The organism is Flavobacterium sediminilitoris (assembly GCF_023008245.1).
In the GTDB taxonomy this organism is placed as follows: Bacteria; Bacteroidota; Bacteroidia; order Flavobacteriales; family Flavobacteriaceae; genus Flavobacterium; species Flavobacterium sediminilitoris.
Genome location: NZ_CP090145.1, coordinates 2863268 through 2882046, shown reverse-complemented (window position 1 = coordinate 2882046; position 18779 = coordinate 2863268). Strand labels below are relative to the sequence as shown.

18 protein-coding genes and 1 tRNA gene are annotated in these 18779 nt (G+C 29.7%); 12 read left to right on the top strand and 7 right to left on the bottom strand.

Going from position 1 to position 18779, the window contains the following annotated elements:
• The 3 genes from LXD69_RS13120 to LXD69_RS13110 all read right to left on the bottom strand — a co-directional run bounded on the left by LXD69_RS13120 (position 1) and on the right by LXD69_RS13110 (position 5476).
• Positions 1–4350: a CusA/CzcA family heavy metal efflux RND transporter gene (locus LXD69_RS13120; RefSeq protein WP_246915739.1), complete on the bottom strand. Its 4350-nt coding sequence runs from the start codon at positions 4348–4350 to the stop codon at positions 1–3.
• A 91-nt stretch (positions 4351–4441) separates the two neighbouring features.
• Positions 4442–4774 (bottom strand): DUF6660 family protein, encoded by a 333-nt coding sequence (locus LXD69_RS13115; protein WP_045966957.1) that lies wholly within the window; start codon positions 4772–4774, stop codon positions 4442–4444.
• Positions 4775–4879: 105 nt separating this feature from the next.
• On the bottom strand, positions 4880–5476 hold the full coding sequence (locus LXD69_RS13110; RefSeq protein ID WP_045967456.1) for an NUDIX hydrolase: 597 nt from the start codon (positions 5474–5476) through the stop codon (positions 4880–4882).
• 7 nt (positions 5477–5483) lie between these two features.
• Between LXD69_RS13110 and pyrE the strand changes: the two genes are divergently transcribed.
• From pyrE to LXD69_RS13095, 3 genes are all read left to right on the top strand, one after another.
• Positions 5484–6131: an orotate phosphoribosyltransferase gene (pyrE, locus tag LXD69_RS13105; protein WP_045966955.1), complete on the top strand. Its 648-nt coding sequence runs from the start codon at positions 5484–5486 to the stop codon at positions 6129–6131.
• Between the two features lie 21 nt (positions 6132–6152).
• Positions 6153–6545 carry a hypothetical protein gene (locus LXD69_RS13100; protein WP_045966953.1) on the top strand — a complete coding sequence of 131 codons (393 nt, stop codon included), beginning with the start codon at positions 6153–6155 and terminating at the stop codon, positions 6543–6545.
• 78 nt (positions 6546–6623) lie between these two features.
• Positions 6624–7358, top strand: a complete 735-nt coding sequence (locus LXD69_RS13095) for a sulfite exporter TauE/SafE family protein (protein ID WP_246915738.1) — start codon at positions 6624–6626, stop codon at positions 7356–7358.
• A gap of 37 nt (positions 7359–7395) precedes the next feature.
• Here the strand turns inward: LXD69_RS13095 and LXD69_RS13090 are convergent.
• From LXD69_RS13090 to LXD69_RS13075, 4 genes are all read right to left on the bottom strand, one after another.
• A tRNA-His gene (locus LXD69_RS13090) sits at positions 7396–7471 on the bottom strand.
• Between the two features lie 62 nt (positions 7472–7533).
• On the bottom strand, positions 7534–8253 hold the full coding sequence (gene bshB1, locus LXD69_RS13085) for a bacillithiol biosynthesis deacetylase BshB1 (protein WP_045966949.1): 720 nt from the start codon (positions 8251–8253) through the stop codon (positions 7534–7536).
• Position 8254: 1 nt separating this feature from the next.
• Entirely contained in the window at positions 8255–9286 is a 1032-nt protein-coding gene (locus LXD69_RS13080) for an isochorismate synthase (protein ID WP_246915737.1), read from the bottom strand.
• A 5-nt stretch (positions 9287–9291) separates the two neighbouring features.
• Entirely contained in the window at positions 9292–9711 is a 420-nt protein-coding gene (locus tag LXD69_RS13075) for a PaaI family thioesterase (protein ID WP_369793048.1), read from the bottom strand.
• A 130-nt stretch (positions 9712–9841) separates the two neighbouring features.
• Between LXD69_RS13075 and LXD69_RS13070 the strand changes: the two genes are divergently transcribed.
• The 9 genes from LXD69_RS13070 (at position 9842) to sigZ (ending at position 18769) form a co-directional block, all read left to right on the top strand.
• Complete coding sequence (locus LXD69_RS13070; protein ID WP_045966945.1) at positions 9842–11398, top strand: hypothetical protein; 1557 nt, start codon at positions 9842–9844, stop codon at positions 11396–11398.
• Positions 11399–11432: 34 nt separating this feature from the next.
• Entirely contained in the window at positions 11433–12083 is a 651-nt protein-coding gene (locus LXD69_RS13065; RefSeq protein ID WP_246915736.1) for a DUF1579 domain-containing protein, read from the top strand.
• Positions 12084–12187: 104 nt separating this feature from the next.
• Entirely contained in the window at positions 12188–13738 is a 1551-nt protein-coding gene (locus tag LXD69_RS13060) for an endonuclease (protein ID WP_246915735.1), read from the top strand.
• A gap of 593 nt (positions 13739–14331) precedes the next feature.
• The gene (locus LXD69_RS13055; protein ID WP_246915734.1) at positions 14332–14964 is read left to right on the top strand and encodes a dioxygenase family protein; all 633 of its coding nucleotides are present in this window, start codon (positions 14332–14334) and stop codon (positions 14962–14964) included.
• Between the two features lie 174 nt (positions 14965–15138).
• The gene (locus LXD69_RS13050; RefSeq protein ID WP_246915733.1) at positions 15139–15951 is read left to right on the top strand and encodes a DUF6193 family natural product biosynthesis protein; all 813 of its coding nucleotides are present in this window, start codon (positions 15139–15141) and stop codon (positions 15949–15951) included.
• A gap of 226 nt (positions 15952–16177) precedes the next feature.
• The gene (locus LXD69_RS13045; RefSeq protein WP_246915732.1) at positions 16178–16687 is read left to right on the top strand and encodes a hypothetical protein; all 510 of its coding nucleotides are present in this window, start codon (positions 16178–16180) and stop codon (positions 16685–16687) included.
• A 54-nt stretch (positions 16688–16741) separates the two neighbouring features.
• Positions 16742–17326: a hypothetical protein gene (locus tag LXD69_RS13040; protein ID WP_246915731.1), complete on the top strand. Its 585-nt coding sequence runs from the start codon at positions 16742–16744 to the stop codon at positions 17324–17326.
• Between the two features lie 360 nt (positions 17327–17686).
• The gene (locus LXD69_RS13035) at positions 17687–18070 is read left to right on the top strand and encodes a hypothetical protein (RefSeq protein WP_246915730.1); all 384 of its coding nucleotides are present in this window, start codon (positions 17687–17689) and stop codon (positions 18068–18070) included.
• A 168-nt stretch (positions 18071–18238) separates the two neighbouring features.
• On the top strand, positions 18239–18769 hold the full coding sequence (gene sigZ, locus LXD69_RS13030) for an RNA polymerase sigma factor SigZ (protein WP_246915729.1): 531 nt from the start codon (positions 18239–18241) through the stop codon (positions 18767–18769).
• The last annotated feature ends 10 nt before the right edge of the window (positions 18770–18779 follow it).

Genomic DNA, 18779 nt, shown 5'->3' with positions numbered 1-18779 from the left:
TTATTGATTGATTAAATATTGTAAGTTAATCACAGTTTGATTATAATTACGAACAGCTTCTGTATTATTTAATTGAATTTGTAAAGCTGTTTCTAAACTATTAACATATTCAACATAAGATATTGCTCCATTTTGATATCCTTTTGAAGCATTTTTAATAATATCGTTTGCATTTGGAATGGCAATGGTACTATAATAATCTGTTAATGATTTATAAGTATTTAATTGTTCCATTTGCTGGTCATATTGACTTTTTATTTGCTCTTGAAGGTATTCAAAGTTTTTCTGTTCAACTTCAATACTTGTTTTGGTTGCTTTTGATTTTGCAACAGTACTTCCTACAAAAATGGGTAGTGCAATTCCTACTGAAAACCCTTTAAAGTCTAAGTTGTTTCCATAATTAACGGTTTGTCCATTAACTTCTTGATTACCAACCATAGATTGCATAAAATAGCCCGCGCTAAATTCAGGATACAAAGCTGATTTTTCAAGCTTATGATTTGCTTCTGCTATTTTAATTTGATTGTTTGCTAATTGCAATGAAGGGTTACTTTCAAAATAAGTGCTATCTTTTAATATAATTATTGGTAATACTAAAAAAGAAGTATCAACAGCTACAAAATCTGTTTCCAAATTCATTAACATTTTTAGTTTTGATTTTTCAATGGAAATTTGGGTATTATTTTGTTTTATCTTTTGTTCTAATTCTTGCTGTTTTGCTATTGCTATATTTTTTTCTAGTGCATTTGTTTCTCCTGTTGAATATTTGAGTGATGCCGCTTTTACAAATTTTTGCATTACAATATTTTGTTCTTCAAGTAATGTTTTTTGTTTTTGAAAAAATAGCATCTCATTCCAAGATTGTCTAATACTAAATATCATTTCTTGCTTTGCAATTCCTAATTTGTTTTGACTTGCATTACTATTTTCTTTTAGCAGTTTCTTCTTCGCTCCTATTTGAAAAGGATTAATACTTTGACTAATACTGAAGTTTTTATCATTAGAATATGTATTAATTTGCCCAAAAGTTCCTGAAATATCTGTTTTAGGTAACTCAAATGCTGATTTTGTTAACTGTTCTGCCATTTTAGATTCTAAAACAGAAGCTTGAACATTTTGATTATTTTTTAGTCCTAATTCAATTGCTTTGTTTATATCCAATTCTTGTGTAGATTGTGCATTGCTATTCATTGACCACAAGCTAAGTATAACAATAGGAATAATTTTAGTATTTATACCAATTGATTTTTTTATTCCATTTTCTAAATAATAATACAGAATAGGAAGCACAATTAAGGTTAATAATGTAGCTGTCAAAAGTCCTCCAATAACAACTGTTGCTAATGGTTTTTGAACTTCTGCTCCAGCACTACTACTTATTGCCATTGGTAAAAATCCTAATGATGCAACCGCAGCAGTCAAAATTACTGGACGTAACCTTACTTTTGTTCCTTCTTTAATTCTATCATAAATATTATCCATTCCTTCCTGTTTTAACTGATTAAAATATCCTATTAATACTATTCCATTTAAAACTGCAACACCAAAAAGGGCAATAAATCCTACTCCTGCTGAAATACTAAAAGGCATTCCTCTTAACCAAAGTGCAAATACACCACCAATAGCTGATAACGGAATAGCTGTGAAAATTAATAAAGATTGCTTCATTGATTTAAAAGTAAAGTATAGCAAGACCAATATTAATCCTAATGCAATTGGTACTGCAATAGAAAGTCTTTTATTTGCTTGAACTAAATTTTCAAACTGTCCTCCGTATGTTGTATAATAACCATCTGGTAATTTTAAACTCGTATCTAATTTAGCTTGAATTTTTTCAACTACTGTTTTAACATCTGCACCACGAACGTTGAAGCCTACAACAATTCTACGTTTTCCATCTTCACGAGAAATCTGCATAGGTCCATCTTCATAGTTTACTTCTGCAACCTGATTTAAAGGGATTTGGTTTCCTGATGGTAATGTAACAAAAAGTGATTGTAAATTTGAAATATCACTTCTATTATTACTTTCTAATCGAACTACTAAATCAAAACGTTTTTCTCCTTCATAGACAACTCCTGCTTTTTCTCCTGCAAATCCCATTCTTACAACTCTGTTTAAATCATTAACATTTAAGCCATAAGCTGCCATTTTATCTTTATTATATCGAATTGTAATTTGGGGCAAACCTGCAACACGTTCGGCTTTTACTCCTGTTACTCCTTTAATATCTTTAATAAGTTGCACAACTTCATCTCCTTTACTAACAAGCATGTCAATATCTTCTCCAAATATTTTAACAGCAACATCACTTCTTACTCCAGTCATTAATTCATTAAAACGCATTTGAATAGGTTGAGAAAATTCGGTAAATACACCTGGAATTTCATCTAAAGCATGTTCCATTTTTTCCATTAACTCTTCTTTTGTTTCTGCTGAAGTCCATTCATCTTTATCTTTTAAGATAATCATCATATCGGCTGCTTCAATAGGCATTGGATCTGTAGGGATTTCTGCTGAACCAATTTTAGAAACAATCATTTTTATTTCAGGAAATCTGGCTTTTAAAATCTGTTCTGCTTTTGTAGTTGTTTCAATTTCTTGTGACAGTGAACTACCAGAAGCAATAATTACATGTGTTGCAATATTTCCTTCATCTAATGTTGGAATAAACTCACCTCCTAAAGTATTAAAAATAAATAACGAAATTGCAAACAACCCTACAGCTACAGATATAATTACAACCTTAATTTTTAATGCTTTTTCTAAAATAGGTTCATAAATATTGTGAATTTTTTCAATAATTTTATCGCTAAAATTTTTCTTATGTCCTGTTTGCTTTTTAAGCACTAAAGCAGACATCATAGGAACATAAGTTAAAGACAAAATAAAAGCACCTAAAATCGCAAAAGAGACTGTTTGAGCCATTGGTCCAAACATTTTACCTTCTATTCCTACTAATGCTAGAATAGGTAGGTAAACAATTAGAATAATAATTTCTCCAAATGCAGCACTACTTCTAATTTTTGAAGAAGCTTGATATACTTCATCATTCATTTCTTGCTTGGAGAGTTTTCCTTTTTTACCTATCTGTAATCGATGAATTATAGCTTCTACAATAATAACAGCTCCATCTACAATAAGTCCAAAATCGATTGCGCCAAGACTCATTAAATTACCACTTACTCCAAAAAGCTTCATCATTGAAATGGCAAATAATAATGCAAGTGGAATTACTGAAGCTACTACTAATCCTGCTCTCCAATTACCTAATAATAAGACTAAAATGAAAATAACAATTAAAGCTCCTTCAATTAAATTTTTTTGAACAGTACCAATGGCATTATCAACTAAAACAGTTCTATCTAAAAATGGTTCAACAACAACACCTTCAGGCAATGTTTTTCTGATTTTCTCTATTTTATCTTTTACCAATTTTACCACTTCCCCACTATTCTCTCCCTTTAGCATCATTACCATACCAGAAACATCTTCTCCTTTTCCATCTTTTGTAACTGCTCCATAACGAATACTACTTCCTATTTGAACTTTAGCAACATCACGAATTAAAACTGGAATTCCATTTTGAATTTTAACTACTATTTTTTCAATATCTTCTATACTGTTTACCATTCCTATTCCACGAATGAAATAGGCATATGGTTTTTTATCAATATATGCTCCACCAGTATTTTCATTATTACTTTCTAAAGCATCAAAAATTTCAGTAATTGTAGTATTCATACTTTTCAACTTATCTGGTTGAACGGCAATTTCATACTGTTTTAAATTTCCGCCTAAAGTATTTACTTCAGCAACACCTTTTGTTCCTATAAGTTGTGGTTTTATAATCCAATCTTGAATAGTTCTCAATTGTGTAATATCTATTTTATCTTCATACTCTTTTTCTGCAAAAACAACATATTGATAAATTTCGCCTAAGCCTGTAGATACTGGAGCCATTTCAGGAGTTCCTAAATTTCCTGGAATAACATTTTCAGCTTCCTTAATCCGTTCTGAAATTTGAGCTCTTGCCCAATATATATCTGCACTTTCTTCAAAAACAACGGTAACTACACTTAATCCAAAACGACTTATTGAACGCAATTCAATAACCTTTGGAATAGATTTTACCGATTGTTCAATTGGATAGGTTATGAATTGTTCTACTTCCTGTGTAGCTAATGTAGGTGAAGTCGTAATTATTTGTACCTGATTATTTGTAATATCTGGTAAGGCGTCAATTGGTAAAGTATAGGTTGAATATACTCCTACAATGACTAAAATAAATGTAAATAGTCCAATAATAAATTTATTATTGATACTAAAATGAATGATTTTATCTAACATTTTTTAGTATAATGAATGAAAATAATAAGTTAATTGCCTTTACATTTTCTTTAAAGGCCAAATGATAGTATCCGAACTTATTCGGATTTCATTATACTAATTGAGGTGGTTGCCAAATACTTCCAAAAAAACTAGAAGATAGTGTTGATTTATAGAAAGTATGTTTAGGCTGTATTATTTTAAATGTAAAAGGAAAATCAAATGTTACAATAGTTGAATAAGTCATAACTTGTATTCCACAACAGTTGCAAATACAAAATGGTGGACAAGTGTCTTCTTTATCATCATGTGAGTGGTTTTCATGATTTAAAGCTAACTCAGAATGAGAAGAATTTGAAACATCAGCACTAACTACATCATCAGTACAAGGCATACATGACAAAATAATAAGGTAGATAGATAATATGATGTTTAACCATTTCATGTAGGCAAATATAAATATTTTTTATCTATTTGATTTAATAATCTAACTTGTAATAGTGAAACTTAATCATATCTTAAGAATCCTTAGTTTTTTACTAACTAAATATTATACGTTTTCTTTTTCAAATAATAACTTGATATTTTCATAAGAATTCTCTAATAATTCAGGAATCCTTTCTGGTTCTACCCATTCAACTTTTTCAATTCCCTCGTCTTCTTGTCCTTTAGGTAGACCTTTAAAGGTAGATTTCATTTCAAACCAATAGGTTTGTTTTAATTTATAATGTCCGTTTCGTTTGAAAACATGGTATGTTTTTTCGAGTTTTTTTACAACTGACAACCCTGAAACACCTGTTTCCTCTTCCACTTCTCTCATTGCAGTTTCTTCAATTGTTTCATTTTTTTCAGTTCCTCCTTTAGGAAGATCCCATTTTCCATTTCTAAAAATAAACAATACTTCACCTTTTTCATTATAAACTAAACCTCCTCCTGCTTTTACAACTGGAATTTTAGCTTTTAATGTCTTCATTATCAATTTTTCATCTGGATGATATAGAAAAGCTTTTTCAATTTTATTTTGAAACATTTTTACAATTAACTTTTTAATATCAATACTTTCTAAAAGAAAAATTTGAAAGTTGACCTCTTTTTGAACTTTATTTGTCAAAAAAAGTGGTTTATCGTTCACAAAAACTTTATACATTTGCAATATGATTTTTAATAACAACACCGCCGAAAAAACAGCTGAATTGCTTTTACAAATAAACGCAATTAAATTAAATTCTAAAAATCCTTTTACATGGGCTTCTGGATGGAAGTCTCCAATATATTGTGATAATAGGATAGTTCTCTCATTTCCACCTGTTAGGAATTTCATAAGAGAAGAATTTGCAAAGAATATTGAGAAAAAATTTGGAAAACCTGATGTCATTGCTGGTGTTGCCACAGGAGCAATAGGTATTGGCATACTTGTTGCTGAGTATATGGGATTGCCATTTGTATATGTAAGACCTGAACCTAAAAAACACGGTCGTCAAAATCAAATTGAAGGTTTTTTACAAAAAGGACAAAGTGTTGTAGTGGTAGAAGACTTGATTAGTACTGGTGGTAGTAGTTTATTGGCCGTTGAAGCTCTTAAAAATGAAGGGGCTATTATAAAAGGAATGGCTGCTATTTTTACATATGGGTTTGATATTTCTATTAATCGTTTTAAAGAAGAAAACATTGACTTATTCACATTAAGTGATTATGAAAATTTATTAAAACAAGCTGTTACTAAAAAATATATCGATCAAGATGAAATAATAAATTTACAAGAATGGAGAAAAAGCCCTTCTACTTGGAAAGTTGAAATATAATATATAAAATATAACTATAAAATGAATTTAGAAAGCCCAAAAGTAACCGTTGATAAATCTTCTGAATATTTATTCACTGCTTTAACTGATGTTAAAAATTTTGAAAAGTTAATGCCTGATACTATTTCAAAATTTGAAGTATTAGGTGAAGATGCTTTCATTTTTGGTCTAAAAGGTATGCCAGAGATAAAATTAAAAATGAAAGAACAAACTCCAAATTCAAAAGTAGTTTTAGGTGCTGCAAGTGATAAGTTACCTTTTACTTTAACTGGTAATATTATTTCTTTAGAAGAGAATAAAAGTGAAGTACAGCTTCTTTTTGAAGGTCAGTTTAACCCTATGATGGCAATGATGATTAAAGGACCTATTAGTAAATTCATTGAGACTTTATCTCAAAATATGCATAAATTATAATTTTGCATTAGAAAATACATTTATAAAACTCCTGATGTTCAGGAGTTTTTTTTATTTATATTTGAAAAAAAAGAATCTATGTTTGAAAGAATCAATTATCTCTTTTTATTTTTTGCACTAATAGCAGAAGTTATCGGAACAATTGGTGGTTTTGGTTCTTCTGTATTCTTTGTTCCTATTTCCAGTTTTTTCTTCGATTTTCAAACGGTATTAGGCTTAACTGCTATTTTTCATTTATCTAGTAATTTAAGTAAAATTGCACTTTTCCGAAAAGGATTGGATAAAAAATTATTGTTATATATAGGTGTTCCTTCTGTTCTTTTTGTTATTCTTGGAGGTATATTATCTAACTATTTGGATTCTTATGTTTTAAAAATCATTTTAGCTATTTTCTTAATAGGTTTTAGTTTGTTATTTCTAATAAAAAAAGAATTGGTTATTAAACCTGGACCAAAGCAATCTATTACAGGTGGAGTTTTATCTGGTTTTACAGCAGGCTTATTAGGAACTGGTGGAGCTATTAGAGGTATTACAATGGCAGCTTTTAATTTAGAAAAAACCGTTTTTATTGCTACTTCTGCAGCTATCGATTTTGCTATTGATTTTACACGTACTATTGTTTATTTCAAAAACGGATTTATACACCAACACGATTTAATCTATGTTCCCTTTTTACTAATAATTGGATTAATTGGTACTTATATTGGAAAATACATTTTACAGTTTATACCACAAGAACGATTCAAACAAACTTCTTTGGTTTTAATCTTATTCATTGGAATTATAATGGTAATTCAAATTGCTATAAACTAAAAAAAGTGTTGAATTACTTCAACACTTTTTTATTTTAGGGTGAATGATGGGGCTCGAACCCACGACCCTCGGTACCACAAACCGATGCTCTAACCAACTGAGCTACAATCACCATTTGTTTAACGAGTGCAAATATACAGCAAAACTTTGATTCTGCAAATAAAAAATAAAAAAATTATATTAAATTTTCTAAACTATTGATTGCCAAATACCTTTCTACAGTAAATCCTTCAGCGCAATCTACTCCTACTAATCTTCCAAGGTCTTGTGCGCGATATTTTATACTATCTAAGAAGTTTTTAGATGTAATTGGAGTAATTGGTTCATTAGATTTTGGATCATAGAATTGTGAACTATAGGCTAAAACCGAATCCATCTTCTTATCCATAAATCCTGAGATATCAAAAACAAAGTCTGGTTCAATATTTTGCCATTGTATATAATGATATACTCGCTTTGGTCTCCAAGATTCCTGTTTATTACCTTCTTCATCTATAGTTTCAATTTTCGGTAAGCCAGAAAGAAAACAAGCATCACTTACTAATTTACTTCCTTTACCATGGTCTATATGACGATCTTCAATTGCATTACACAATACAATTTCTGGTTTATATTTTCGTATTTTTTTTATAACTTCTAATTGATGTTTTTCATCATTAACAAAAAAGCCATCTCTAAATTTCAAATTTTCTCTTATTGTAACGCCTAGTATTTTTGCTGCTGCTGCTGCTTCTTCGTCTCTAATTTCGGCCGAACCTCTAGTGCCAAGTTCTCCTCTAGTTAAATCTATAATTCCTACTTTTTTACCTAAAGAAACTTCTTTTGCAATAGTACCTGAACAACCTAATTCAACGTCGTCTGGATGGGCTCCAAAAGCTAAAATATCTATTTTCATGTTATACTTTTATTATTTTTAGCATTGTAACTAATTTATTTTCTGTTTCAAAAAATTCTTTTTCTGGATTACTATCTTTTGTAATTCCACATCCTACATATAGGTTAATTTTCTCTTCTTCAACTTCCATACATCTTAAATTAACAAACAAATTGGATTCATCCTTAATATTCCACTCTCCTAAAAAACCAGAGTAAAATTTTCTATCATATCCTTCATTTTGCAACACAAAAGCCATTGCTTCTTTTTTAGGTAATCCGCATACTGCTGGTGTTGGGTGTATTTGAAATAATAATTTATTCGCAGATTCTTTTTCTTTTAAATAAGCACTTATCGTTGTTTTAATATGTGCTAGTGTTCCTGCTTTTGCCGTAAAAGGTTCGGAAATTGTAATATTCTTTACAAAAGGTGTAATTTCATGAATAATAAAATCGCTCACAAATTGTTGTTCTTGCAATTCTTTTTCTTCCCATATTAATGAATCTTTGTACAACTGTGTTCCTGCTAATGCAACTGTACTTATCTTGTCCCCTTCTACTTTAAGTAATTGTTCTGGTGTTGCTCCCATCCACATTCCAATTTTTGGATGATAAAAAAGATACCTAAAAGCAGTGTTATAGCTCTGTAATAATCTTAAAAAAGTAGCTTCAAAATCCATTTTTACAGGAACTACTACTTTTCTTGATAAAACTACTTTTTCAAAAAGATTATTATTAATTTCTACAATTCCTTTATTAACTAAATCTTCAAAGTTTTTTTTAGCTTTTTGATCAATACTTATATCAAGTAAGATATTTTCAATTTCAATTTCTTCAATAGATTCCGAAAGAAAATTACTATTGCTAAGACTAATAATGTATGATTCAGTATTAGAAAATGGAGCAAAAACAAATCCAGATTGTCCTTTAAAAACTTCTAATTCATCATTTTTTTGAAAATAAGCATTTAATTTATTAGAATTAGGATTTGCATATAAAACAAAAGGTAATTCTTTTTTAATTTGCGTTTTCGCTTCGTATAAAATCCTCTGCATTATAATTATTTTCTTGACAAAACCATATTGGTTAATTTACAAAGTGAAATTAAACTACCTTCTTCATCCGTAATTTTAATTTCCCACAAATGAATACTTCTTCCTTTATGGATAATTTTAGCTGTTGCAAAAACAGTTCCTTCTTTTTTACTTTTTAAATGATTTGCGCTTATTTCAATACCTCTAACTTCTTGTGTTGCTGAATCAATAAACATCACTGAAGCAGCACTACCTACACTTTCTGCAAGAGCTACACTTGCTCCTCCATGAAGTAATCCCATAGGTTGATGTACTCTTGGATTTACTGGCATTTTTGCTGTTAAAAAATCTTCTCCAGCATCTATATATTCAATTTCTAAAGTTTGCATTAATGTATTTTGAGACATTTTTTCACAAACTTCCAATATTTTTTCTCTATTAAACATTATCTTCTTTTTCACAAAAATACAAATTCTTACTAACTAAAATCACATATAACAAATCAATATATACTACGTTATACTTTTAAAAAAATAATTACATTTACAAATCAAAATTGCTAATCTAAGAAATCTAATGAAAAATTACTTTTATATATTCATCTTATTATTTACTGTTTTCTATTCTTGTAGAAATGATTTTGACTTTGAATCGAGTACTGGAAATTTAGCTTTTTCAAAAGATACTGTGTATTTAGATACTGTTTTCACAAATATTGGTTCAAGTACATACACTTTAAAGGTTTATAATAAAAGTAATAAGAATATTTCGATTCCAAAAATACAATTAGGCAATGGAAATAATTCAAAATATCGATTAATGGTAGATGGTGTTCCTGGAAAAGTATTTGAAGGTGTTGAAATGTTAGCCAAAGATAGTATGTATATTTTTATTGAAGTTACTGCTGATGTCATAGACACAGATCCAACTGATTTTTTATATACTGATACTATTTTATTTGGTGAAGGTAGCCAAACTCAAGAAGTAGAATTAGTAACATTAATTCAAGATGCTTATTTCATATATCCTCAAAGAACACAAAATCCTGATGAGAGTTTTACTTATGAAACAATAAATTTAGGAATAGATAACGATGGAAATCCTATTGAAATTAGAGGAACTGTACTCGACGAGACGGATCCGATTAACGGAAATGAATTGCACATGACCAATTTGAAACCTTATGTAATATATGGTTATGCAGTTGTTCCTTCAAATAAAACGCTTATTGTAGATGCTGGAGCAAGAGTACATTTTCATGCCGAATCAGGGTTAATAGTTGCAAATAACGCATCTTTACAAGTTAATGGAACCCTTTCAAATACTGATGATTTAGAAAATGAAGTTATTTTTGAAGGAGATCGTTTAGAACCTAATTTTTCAGAAATACCTGGGCAATGGGGAACGATATGGTTAACTAAAGGAAGTGTTAATAATACTATTACTAATTTAACCTTAAAAAATGCAACTGTAGGCTTTTTAGTAACAGGAAATGATGAAACAAACATTCCAACACTAACCATGAACAATGTTCAAATATACAATTCTAGTAACGTCGGAATTTTAGCCAGAACAGGTAATATTACAGGTTCAAACATAGTCATCAATAATTCTGGACAGTCTAGTTTAGCTTGTACATTTGGAGGAAACTATGATTTTACTCATTGTACTTTTGCTAACTATTGGCCTACTCCAAATCAAACTGCTATCGTAATTGATGATTATGATGGTAATCCTATTTATGCTTTAACACAGGCTAATTTCAACAATTGTCTTATTTACAGTTCTACCAACTATTCTATCTCATTAAAAAAAGAAGGAAGTGACTCTAATTTTAATTATCAGTTTAATAATTGTTTAATAAAATTTAATGATTTTAGTAATCAGTTTTCATCGCATCCAGAATATCAATTTACAGGAAGTAAATACACAAATTGTCTAATTGCTACAAATTCAAACACGAATAAACCGGATTTTAAAAACCCAAATGATAATCAATTATATATAGGTGAAAATTCGGCTGCAAAAGGAAGTGCAGATTTTAATTTCTCATCTGGAACAAATGATATTCTAGGATATCCAAGAATAAACCCTACTGATATTGGTGCTTATAATTTTACTATCTTTGATTAAACAAAGATTAAACAAATTCTAAAAACTTTTAATTATGAAAAAATTAGCACTACCTCTCTTATTGGTTTCAATAAGTATTGTTTCTTGTAAAAAAGTTGAAACTCCTGAACCTGAAGTAACTAAAGAAGTCATTGATACTACAGAAATTGCAATTGAAGAACCTGTTTCAATTCCTGATTCTGCTACAATAAATAAAGCATGGATGGATTATATGACTCCTTCAGATATGCATACAAACTTAGCTAAGGATAATGGGATTTGGGATGAAGAATTAACTATGTGGATGAGTGCAGACGCACAACCAGAAACCACGAAAGCAACAGCCGAATATAGAATGATTCTTAATGGATTGCATCAGGAAATGATTCATAAAGGAGATTTTATGGGTATGCCATTTGAAGGAAGAGGAACGATGTCTTTTGATAATGCATCACAAGAATACATTTCTACTTGGATAGACAATATGAGTTCTGGTATTACTACTATGAGGGGAAAATTAGATAAGGAGTCTAATGTTTTAAAAATGGAAGGACAAAGCATTGACCCTGTAACAAAAAAAATGAAAGTGATGAGAGAAGTAATTACTTATATTGACAATGACACACATAGATTAGAAATATATGATACTGGTTATGATAATGTTGAATATAAAACGATGGAAATCTTATTAAAAAGAAGAAAATAACTTTTATTTAAAAATTCTTAACAAAAATGTTAATAAATTAATAATACGTTAATTTTAAATTTAATTTTTGTGTTTAATTTTACTAAAAACCAAAACACACTATTATGAAAAAAATTAACGTATTATTTTTTGTAATACTCTCAAGCTGTATTACTTACGCACAAGCTCCAAATGGTTATTATTCTGCTGCTACTGGTAGCGGTTATACACTAAAAACTCAACTCTACAATATAATTAAAAATCATACCAATAGAGGATATAGTGGTTTATGGACTACATATAGCACATCTGACAGGGATCATCAAAACGAAAATGATAATACTATTTTCGATTTATACTCTGAAATTCAAAATGGAAGAGATCCTTATAATTTTACTTATGGTTCAAATCAATGTGGTACTTACTCTGTAGAAGGGAATTGTTATAATAGGGAACACATGATTCCTCAATCTGTATTTAATTCTGCTTCTCCAATGGTTGCAGATGCTCATTTTATAACACCTACAGATGGAAAAGTAAATGGTATTCGCTCTAATTATCCTCACGGAGATGTTGCATCAGCATCTATAACAACTAGAAATGGAAGTAAATTAGGAACAAGTGCTGTTTCTGGATATTCTGGGACTGTTTTTGAACCTGTAGATGCTTTTAAAGGAGATATAGCTCGTATGTATTTTTATTTTGCAACACGCTATCAAAATACAGTTGCAAATTACAATTACGATATGTTTAATAATACTAGTACACAGGTTTTTACTACTCCTTTCCTAAATATGCTTTTAGCATGGCATGCACAAGATCCTGTTAGTGCAAGAGAAATTGAACGAAACAATGCCATTTATGCTCGTCAAAACAATAGAAACCCCTTTATTGATAATCCAAGCTACGTAAATGCTATTTGGGGAGGAACTTCTGGAGGTAGCAATCCAGATGGAGGAAATACCACTACAAAAAGTGACTTGTATTTATCTGAATATATTGAAGGTTCATCAAACAATAAGGCGATTGAAATTAAGAACGAAACAGGTAATAGTATTAATTTAGCCTCCTATTCTATTAAAAAACAAACCAATGGTTCTGGTTCTTGGAGTACTGGATTAACTTTGAGTGGAACTATCGCAAATAATGGTAAATATGTAATTGTTAATAGTGCCATTTCTTCAAGTTGCTATTCAAATGCAAATCTAACAACTAGTGCTACTGAAATGGCTTATAATGGTAATGATCCTATAGGATTATTTAAAAATGGAGTATTAATTGATATAATAGGCACTTATAATGGAGGTTCATCAAACTTTGCTTCTGATATTACCCTAAGAAGAAAAAGCACAGCAACAGCTCCTAAAACATCATTTAGCAATAGTGATTGGGATACTTACAGTATTGACACTTGTAATGGCTTAGGAAATAAGACAGCGTTATCCATAACAACAAAAGAATATGACTTCAAAATATTTCCAAATCCTACAAACGGTTCATTTACAATAGAGGGCGAAAACAATTTTACCATAGAAATTTATTCAATAGTGGGGCAAAAAATACTTGAAAAAGAGATTGTAAGTGTAGAACGTTTTCCAACGTTTCCAAAAGGAACTTATCTTGTTAAAATAAATAAAGAAAACAACATCACGACTAAAGTACTTGTTATTCAATAATCGTAATAAACTGTTTTAAGATATATTGTTGGTAACACAACAACTCTAATAGAGGTTGTTTTATAGAACCTAAAAGGTTTTTATAAGACAACCTCTTTTTATTATAAAAGTGAGCCAAATCCTAATTATGTATTACCTACAAGTGTAATAATCCCAAATAGGGATTAGAAACTCTGGGTTTAAGCTAAAAGGGATAGCCAACGAAACTACAAAACGCTCTTTGAGGGAAGTGATACAAATGGAGAGTACATAACATAGCACTCCTGATTTTTTTTCTTGTTTACTGTTTTCCGTAAAAAATTAAAAAAGCACTGCATTATCTTTGAAAAAGAGATGGAATTGTCTTTTGTACGTATTTATACGTATTGTGTGTTTGTGAGGAATGGTTTAAGTTTGTAGAAAAGAATAGCTAGGCCCTTCAATTACAATTTATTCACTATGTGAATTTAGAAGTAAACCAAAAGAATATTCTTCTAAGAAGACTTCTGTAAAGTTTAAGATAAATAGAAAATCTAGTTGATAATTGTAATATGAAAAATGCTATATATGTAGTACCTATAAACAGATTGTGCAACATTTGAAAAACATTGAGAATGAAAATATACTTAGGAATGTTATTATTGACTTTTTTTGTTTGTTCCTGTAAAGGGCAATCAAACTCTAATATTGAAAGAAATGTTGGAGGACCTTGTCAAGATTGTGAAGCAGTTTTAGATTTTAAAGAGCTGAATATTAAACCAAAATCAACTGATACTTTGCCAGGCTTTGAAAATAATGAGCCAAAAATAAAAATAACAGGAACTGTATTTCAAAAAGACGGAAAAACACCAGCAGAAAATGTAATACTATACATTTATCACACTGACCTAAATGGAGTTTATCAACCAAGTGAAAAACCTATTGGTTGGGAAAAAACTCACGGACAATATCGAGGGTGGTTAAAAACAGGCAAAGACGGAAAATTTACTTTTTATACCTTCAGACCAGCGCCATATCCGAAAGTTCAAGAACCTGAACATATTCATATTTATGTGAAAGAACCTAATACTATTTCCTATTATATTGATAGTTATTTTTTTGAAAGTGACCCTAAACTAACAGCAAAAAAAAAACAATTGAATAAAAATAGAGGTGGTTCTGGAATCGTAAAACTAAAAATGGAATTTGGAATTTGGACAGCCAATAGAAATTTAATATTGGGGCTAAACATTCCAGATTATGAATAAAAAAAACGTCGCACAACAATGGCCATAAGTAATTGCTTGTTCTCGCCTACTTCTGAAAATCCTCACGGATTTTCAATTTGGTGTATACTAGCTAAGTTTAACGCTAAACCACGCCACTGCACATAACCGAGACCGTTAGCAGTAAGTTTAGTGCGACACTAACAGATAACTAAAATGTGGAAGAAATTTTTAAATATTTTTAAATCAAAGACAACTATTCAGAAAATGTATCCCGAGTTGGAAAATGTTGGTGGACTCCGTAATGCAATAGATATTGAATTAAAAAAGCTTAATTCAACTTTAAAAGTTTCTCAAGACAATGAATTGGATAAAATTCCATTGACATATGCAAGAATTGAAAACGGTCACAGGTTTTCACAAGTTTACATTAGTGCAGAAGAAAAAATATATTTATCTGACTTTTGGAAAGAGGGTGTTTGTCTTGCAAATGGTCAGACTAAAGACATTTCAGAACTCGCTCAAGTTATAGATTTTTGGCTATGCAACGACATTTCTACAAAAGAACTCGCTGACAAATTCTTATTTGTACTGCCAAACGACAAAGCATTTGCATTTGACGAAAATAAAGAAGTAGAATATGCTTGGAACTTAATTCTGAACGACCAATCAAAACCGAGAACTGAACTTAATGCTTTTCTTAAACTTGCAATTAATGACAACATTTTAAATAAGTTATTTCCTTTTACAAGTCTGTACACCTTATGTTTTAGCAGATGTACAGGTTATCCATACGACACACTTGATTTACCAAATGTGACACCAAAACAATTTGAGAACTACTTCCCTATTAAAGGAGCAAAAAGGATTAATGAGCTGGATATTAATAGATTTGAAATTCAGTTTGTAGTGACAAAAAATAGAAATGAATACCTTGGCGAAGGAAATGCAGAAGAAGCACTAAAAATTGTAAAAGCAAATTTGCCAGACAATATTGAGCCAGCAAGAAAAGGAACCGCAGATGATTAAAAAACCTACTGCTAACAAGCGCTTGGCAAGATTGCGAATTTTGTAGTAAATAAACGTTTACATTTCGCAATAAATTTTATCTTTAACAGAAAATAATTGTTCATGCAGCTGTTACTGTGCCAAGCTGCAAAATGTTAGCAGAAAATTAAACAAACATTCTGCATTTAGATAATAAAATTTCTGACATAACGTTTTCTCACTATTATTAACAATTAACTTATATTTTATGAAAAAAGTTTTTTTAACACTTGGAATCATTACAAGCTTAATTTTAACTACAAGTTGCTCTTCAAACGAAGATACTGAGAATTTAGAACGTGAAGCTTTTAAAAATGACACATCATTTTTAAAAGAAGATGGAGGTGGCAGTGTGACAACTGTATGGACAATTGGTAGAAAATCAATGAATTGCTTTAGACTTGGGATATGTAAGCTGAAAAAAGTTAAAATTAAAGTAGAATCTCTTGAAGCAACAGTATATGGTAATAGAATGTTTGCTGCTAACATAAAGAATATTGATTCTAATAATTTTATCCTTCAAGTTGATGAAGAAAACATGAGAGATATTATTAAAGAATATGGAGGTAAATATCTAATTTTAGAAGAAAATTACACAATTGATAAAGAAGAAACTGACAACTTGGGTTTGTCAGATAATTTTACTATCAAAGCAGGTCAATATACTTTCATTAAAAATGAATCAAACTCAATGTTTGAAGTAAAAATATCTAATTAATTAAATAATAAATCCCTGTTTTGTAAACAAAGCAGGGATTTTAAATTATTAACTATGAGTAAATTAATACAACTTTTTTTCTTTATCATTTTTATCTCTTGCTCTGCACAAAAAAATATATCAATTTCTTTCACAATTGAAAACAAAGAAACCTTAAACAACTACCTTATTGACAATGAAGTAAAATTAGAAGAAAATGATTTATATACTATTAAAGATTTTAATAGTTTTGTTTACCTTAACAATAATGATAAACTTCAAGTCCCTGAGATTTTATTCTTTAATTCTAATGGTTATTTGGTTAAAAACAGATTTAATGATAATGAATGTTCGCAGGTTATTAATGAAATTGAAAAAATCAATTCTTTAAAATTTAATAAAAACGTAACTATCAATGATTGGCTTAAATATATTTCTCCATTACATCAAGATTTAACAGAAAAAAATAATATTTATGTTATAATTAATTGGGCAAAATTTGTTGATAAATTTAATGAACAATCATTTGAATGGTATAATCAGTTAAAAAAGTCAAATTCAAATTCAAATTTAAAAATAAATTGCATTTTATTAAATTTGGATATACAAGAGAAATGGAACTTAACTGAGCAACAGAAGAAAGCTCTAAATATTATTTAAAAATCTTCTGCTAACAGCGCTTATAAGAAATAGCAGTTTAATCGCTTAATCGAAATAAAATAAATACATTAAAGGTCTGTTATAATCCGAAAACTTAGTGGATAAATCCTCTACTTTTCATATACAAAACCGTTACCTGCAAGCTGAAAAATCAATACTCAAGAATTTTAAATAAAACTTTACAACAAAAGAGATAGGTCAACTACGATAATGTACGTGGAAAAAGTTGTCTGAAAATAAATTTCGGATGAATGACAATGATATTTTCAATGACAAAGACAGAATTTCATAAATTATTCACAGACTCCTCTAAGTTAGCATTTGACTTTGCAAAAATTTATGTTCTAGACAATTTACCAAATGACTTTAAATATAATGTTAGGCTTAATTTTTCTCACGACGACCCAAACAAACTTAAAGCAGTTCGATATTTATCCAAACGACAACGACAAAACAGTAGAACTTGTTACAGCCACAGAAGTTGTTGATTTATTATGTCGTAAAAACAAAGTTCCTGTTTGGATTGACATATCCGTGGAGTCAATTAAAAAAGATCATACAGTATTTCAACTACTATGTTCGGGACGCTATTCTGACGACGTTAATGAGTTTTATTATCAAAAAGGTGGGACTGGACCTTTCGGAATTAAGAGTCCTGTTTTCCCTTCAGGTTATAAAGACGATGGAACAAAATTTAGCTTGAGAAAAAAGAAATCTTTTTTCGGTTGGTTGACCAAGACGTAAACTGGGTGCGTAAACCGAACCGCTAACAGCATTTAGCCTCAATGACTTGGGCTTGGTTTTTACTTCTGAAAAACCGCAGTTAGCCAAAATAATTTTATATTTGCTAAAGTTAGTCTTGAATCACCGCCACAAAGGCTAGCTACAAAACATTAGTGGCAAACTAAAAAAATGCAGGATAAAATTGAAACCATATGGATTGATTTAAACGAAGAGTTATATATCTTCATTCTTTCCAAAGTTAAAGATGAAAATACGGTAAAAGACATTTTGCAAGATGTCTTTCTTAAAGTACAGGAAAATTTACATCGACTTGAGCAAACATCGAAGCTTACATCTTGGGTATATCAAATTACCAGAAACACGATTATAGACTATTATCGGAAAAAGAAAAATGATTCAGTGCTTATGAAAAACTTGAATTTAAATGAAGACAACGATCAAGATTTTGAATATGCAAAACTTACTGACTGTATAAATAGAAAAATAGAAAATCTTACAAAAGAATATAAAGAAGCAATCGTTCTTACTTACTTGAAAAAGTTTTCACAAAAACAATATGCACAACAAGTACAGCTTTCTTATTCAGGTGCAAAATCAAGGGTTCAAAAGGCAAGAAATATTCTGAAAGAAGATATTCTTGATTGTCCGAATGTAGAATCGGATATTTCAGGTAATATACTCGGTTTCCAAAAAAGTTAAATTAAACTTC

Coding starts and splice junctions, on each gene's coding strand:
- LXD69_RS13100 (WP_045966953.1), top strand. CDS start 6,153: ATGAATTTAGAAAGCCCAAAAGTAACCGTTGATAAATCTTCTGAATAT.
- LXD69_RS13050 (WP_246915733.1), top strand. CDS start 15,139: ATGTGGAAGAAATTTTTAAATATTTTTAAATCAAAGACAACTATTCAG.
- LXD69_RS13115 (WP_045966957.1), bottom strand. CDS start 4,774: ATGAAATGGTTAAACATCATATTATCTATCTACCTTATTATTTTGTCA.
- LXD69_RS13070 (WP_045966945.1), top strand. CDS start 9,842: ATGAAAAATTACTTTTATATATTCATCTTATTATTTACTGTTTTCTAT.
- LXD69_RS13060 (WP_246915735.1), top strand. CDS start 12,188: ATGAAAAAAATTAACGTATTATTTTTTGTAATACTCTCAAGCTGTATT.
- pyrE (WP_045966955.1), top strand. CDS start 5,484: ATGATTTTTAATAACAACACCGCCGAAAAAACAGCTGAATTGCTTTTA.
- LXD69_RS13035 (WP_246915730.1), top strand. CDS start 17,687: ATGACTTTAAATATAATGTTAGGCTTAATTTTTCTCACGACGACCCAA.
- sigZ (WP_246915729.1), top strand. CDS start 18,239: ATGCAGGATAAAATTGAAACCATATGGATTGATTTAAACGAAGAGTTA.
- LXD69_RS13040 (WP_246915731.1), top strand. CDS start 16,742: ATGAGTAAATTAATACAACTTTTTTTCTTTATCATTTTTATCTCTTGC.
- LXD69_RS13045 (WP_246915732.1), top strand. CDS start 16,178: ATGAAAAAAGTTTTTTTAACACTTGGAATCATTACAAGCTTAATTTTA.
- LXD69_RS13110 (WP_045967456.1), bottom strand. CDS start 5,476: ATGTATAAAGTTTTTGTGAACGATAAACCACTTTTTTTGACAAATAAA.
- LXD69_RS13065 (WP_246915736.1), top strand. CDS start 11,433: ATGAAAAAATTAGCACTACCTCTCTTATTGGTTTCAATAAGTATTGTT.
- LXD69_RS13095 (WP_246915738.1), top strand. CDS start 6,624: ATGTTTGAAAGAATCAATTATCTCTTTTTATTTTTTGCACTAATAGCA.
- LXD69_RS13120 (WP_246915739.1), bottom strand. CDS start 4,350: ATGTTAGATAAAATCATTCATTTTAGTATCAATAATAAATTTATTATT.
- LXD69_RS13080 (WP_246915737.1), bottom strand. CDS start 9,286: ATGCAGAGGATTTTATACGAAGCGAAAACGCAAATTAAAAAAGAATTA.
- LXD69_RS13055 (WP_246915734.1), top strand. CDS start 14,332: ATGAAAATATACTTAGGAATGTTATTATTGACTTTTTTTGTTTGTTCC.
- bshB1 (WP_045966949.1), bottom strand. CDS start 8,253: ATGAAAATAGATATTTTAGCTTTTGGAGCCCATCCAGACGACGTTGAA.
- LXD69_RS13075 (WP_369793048.1), bottom strand. CDS start 9,711: ATGTTTAATAGAGAAAAAATATTGGAAGTTTGTGAAAAAATGTCTCAA.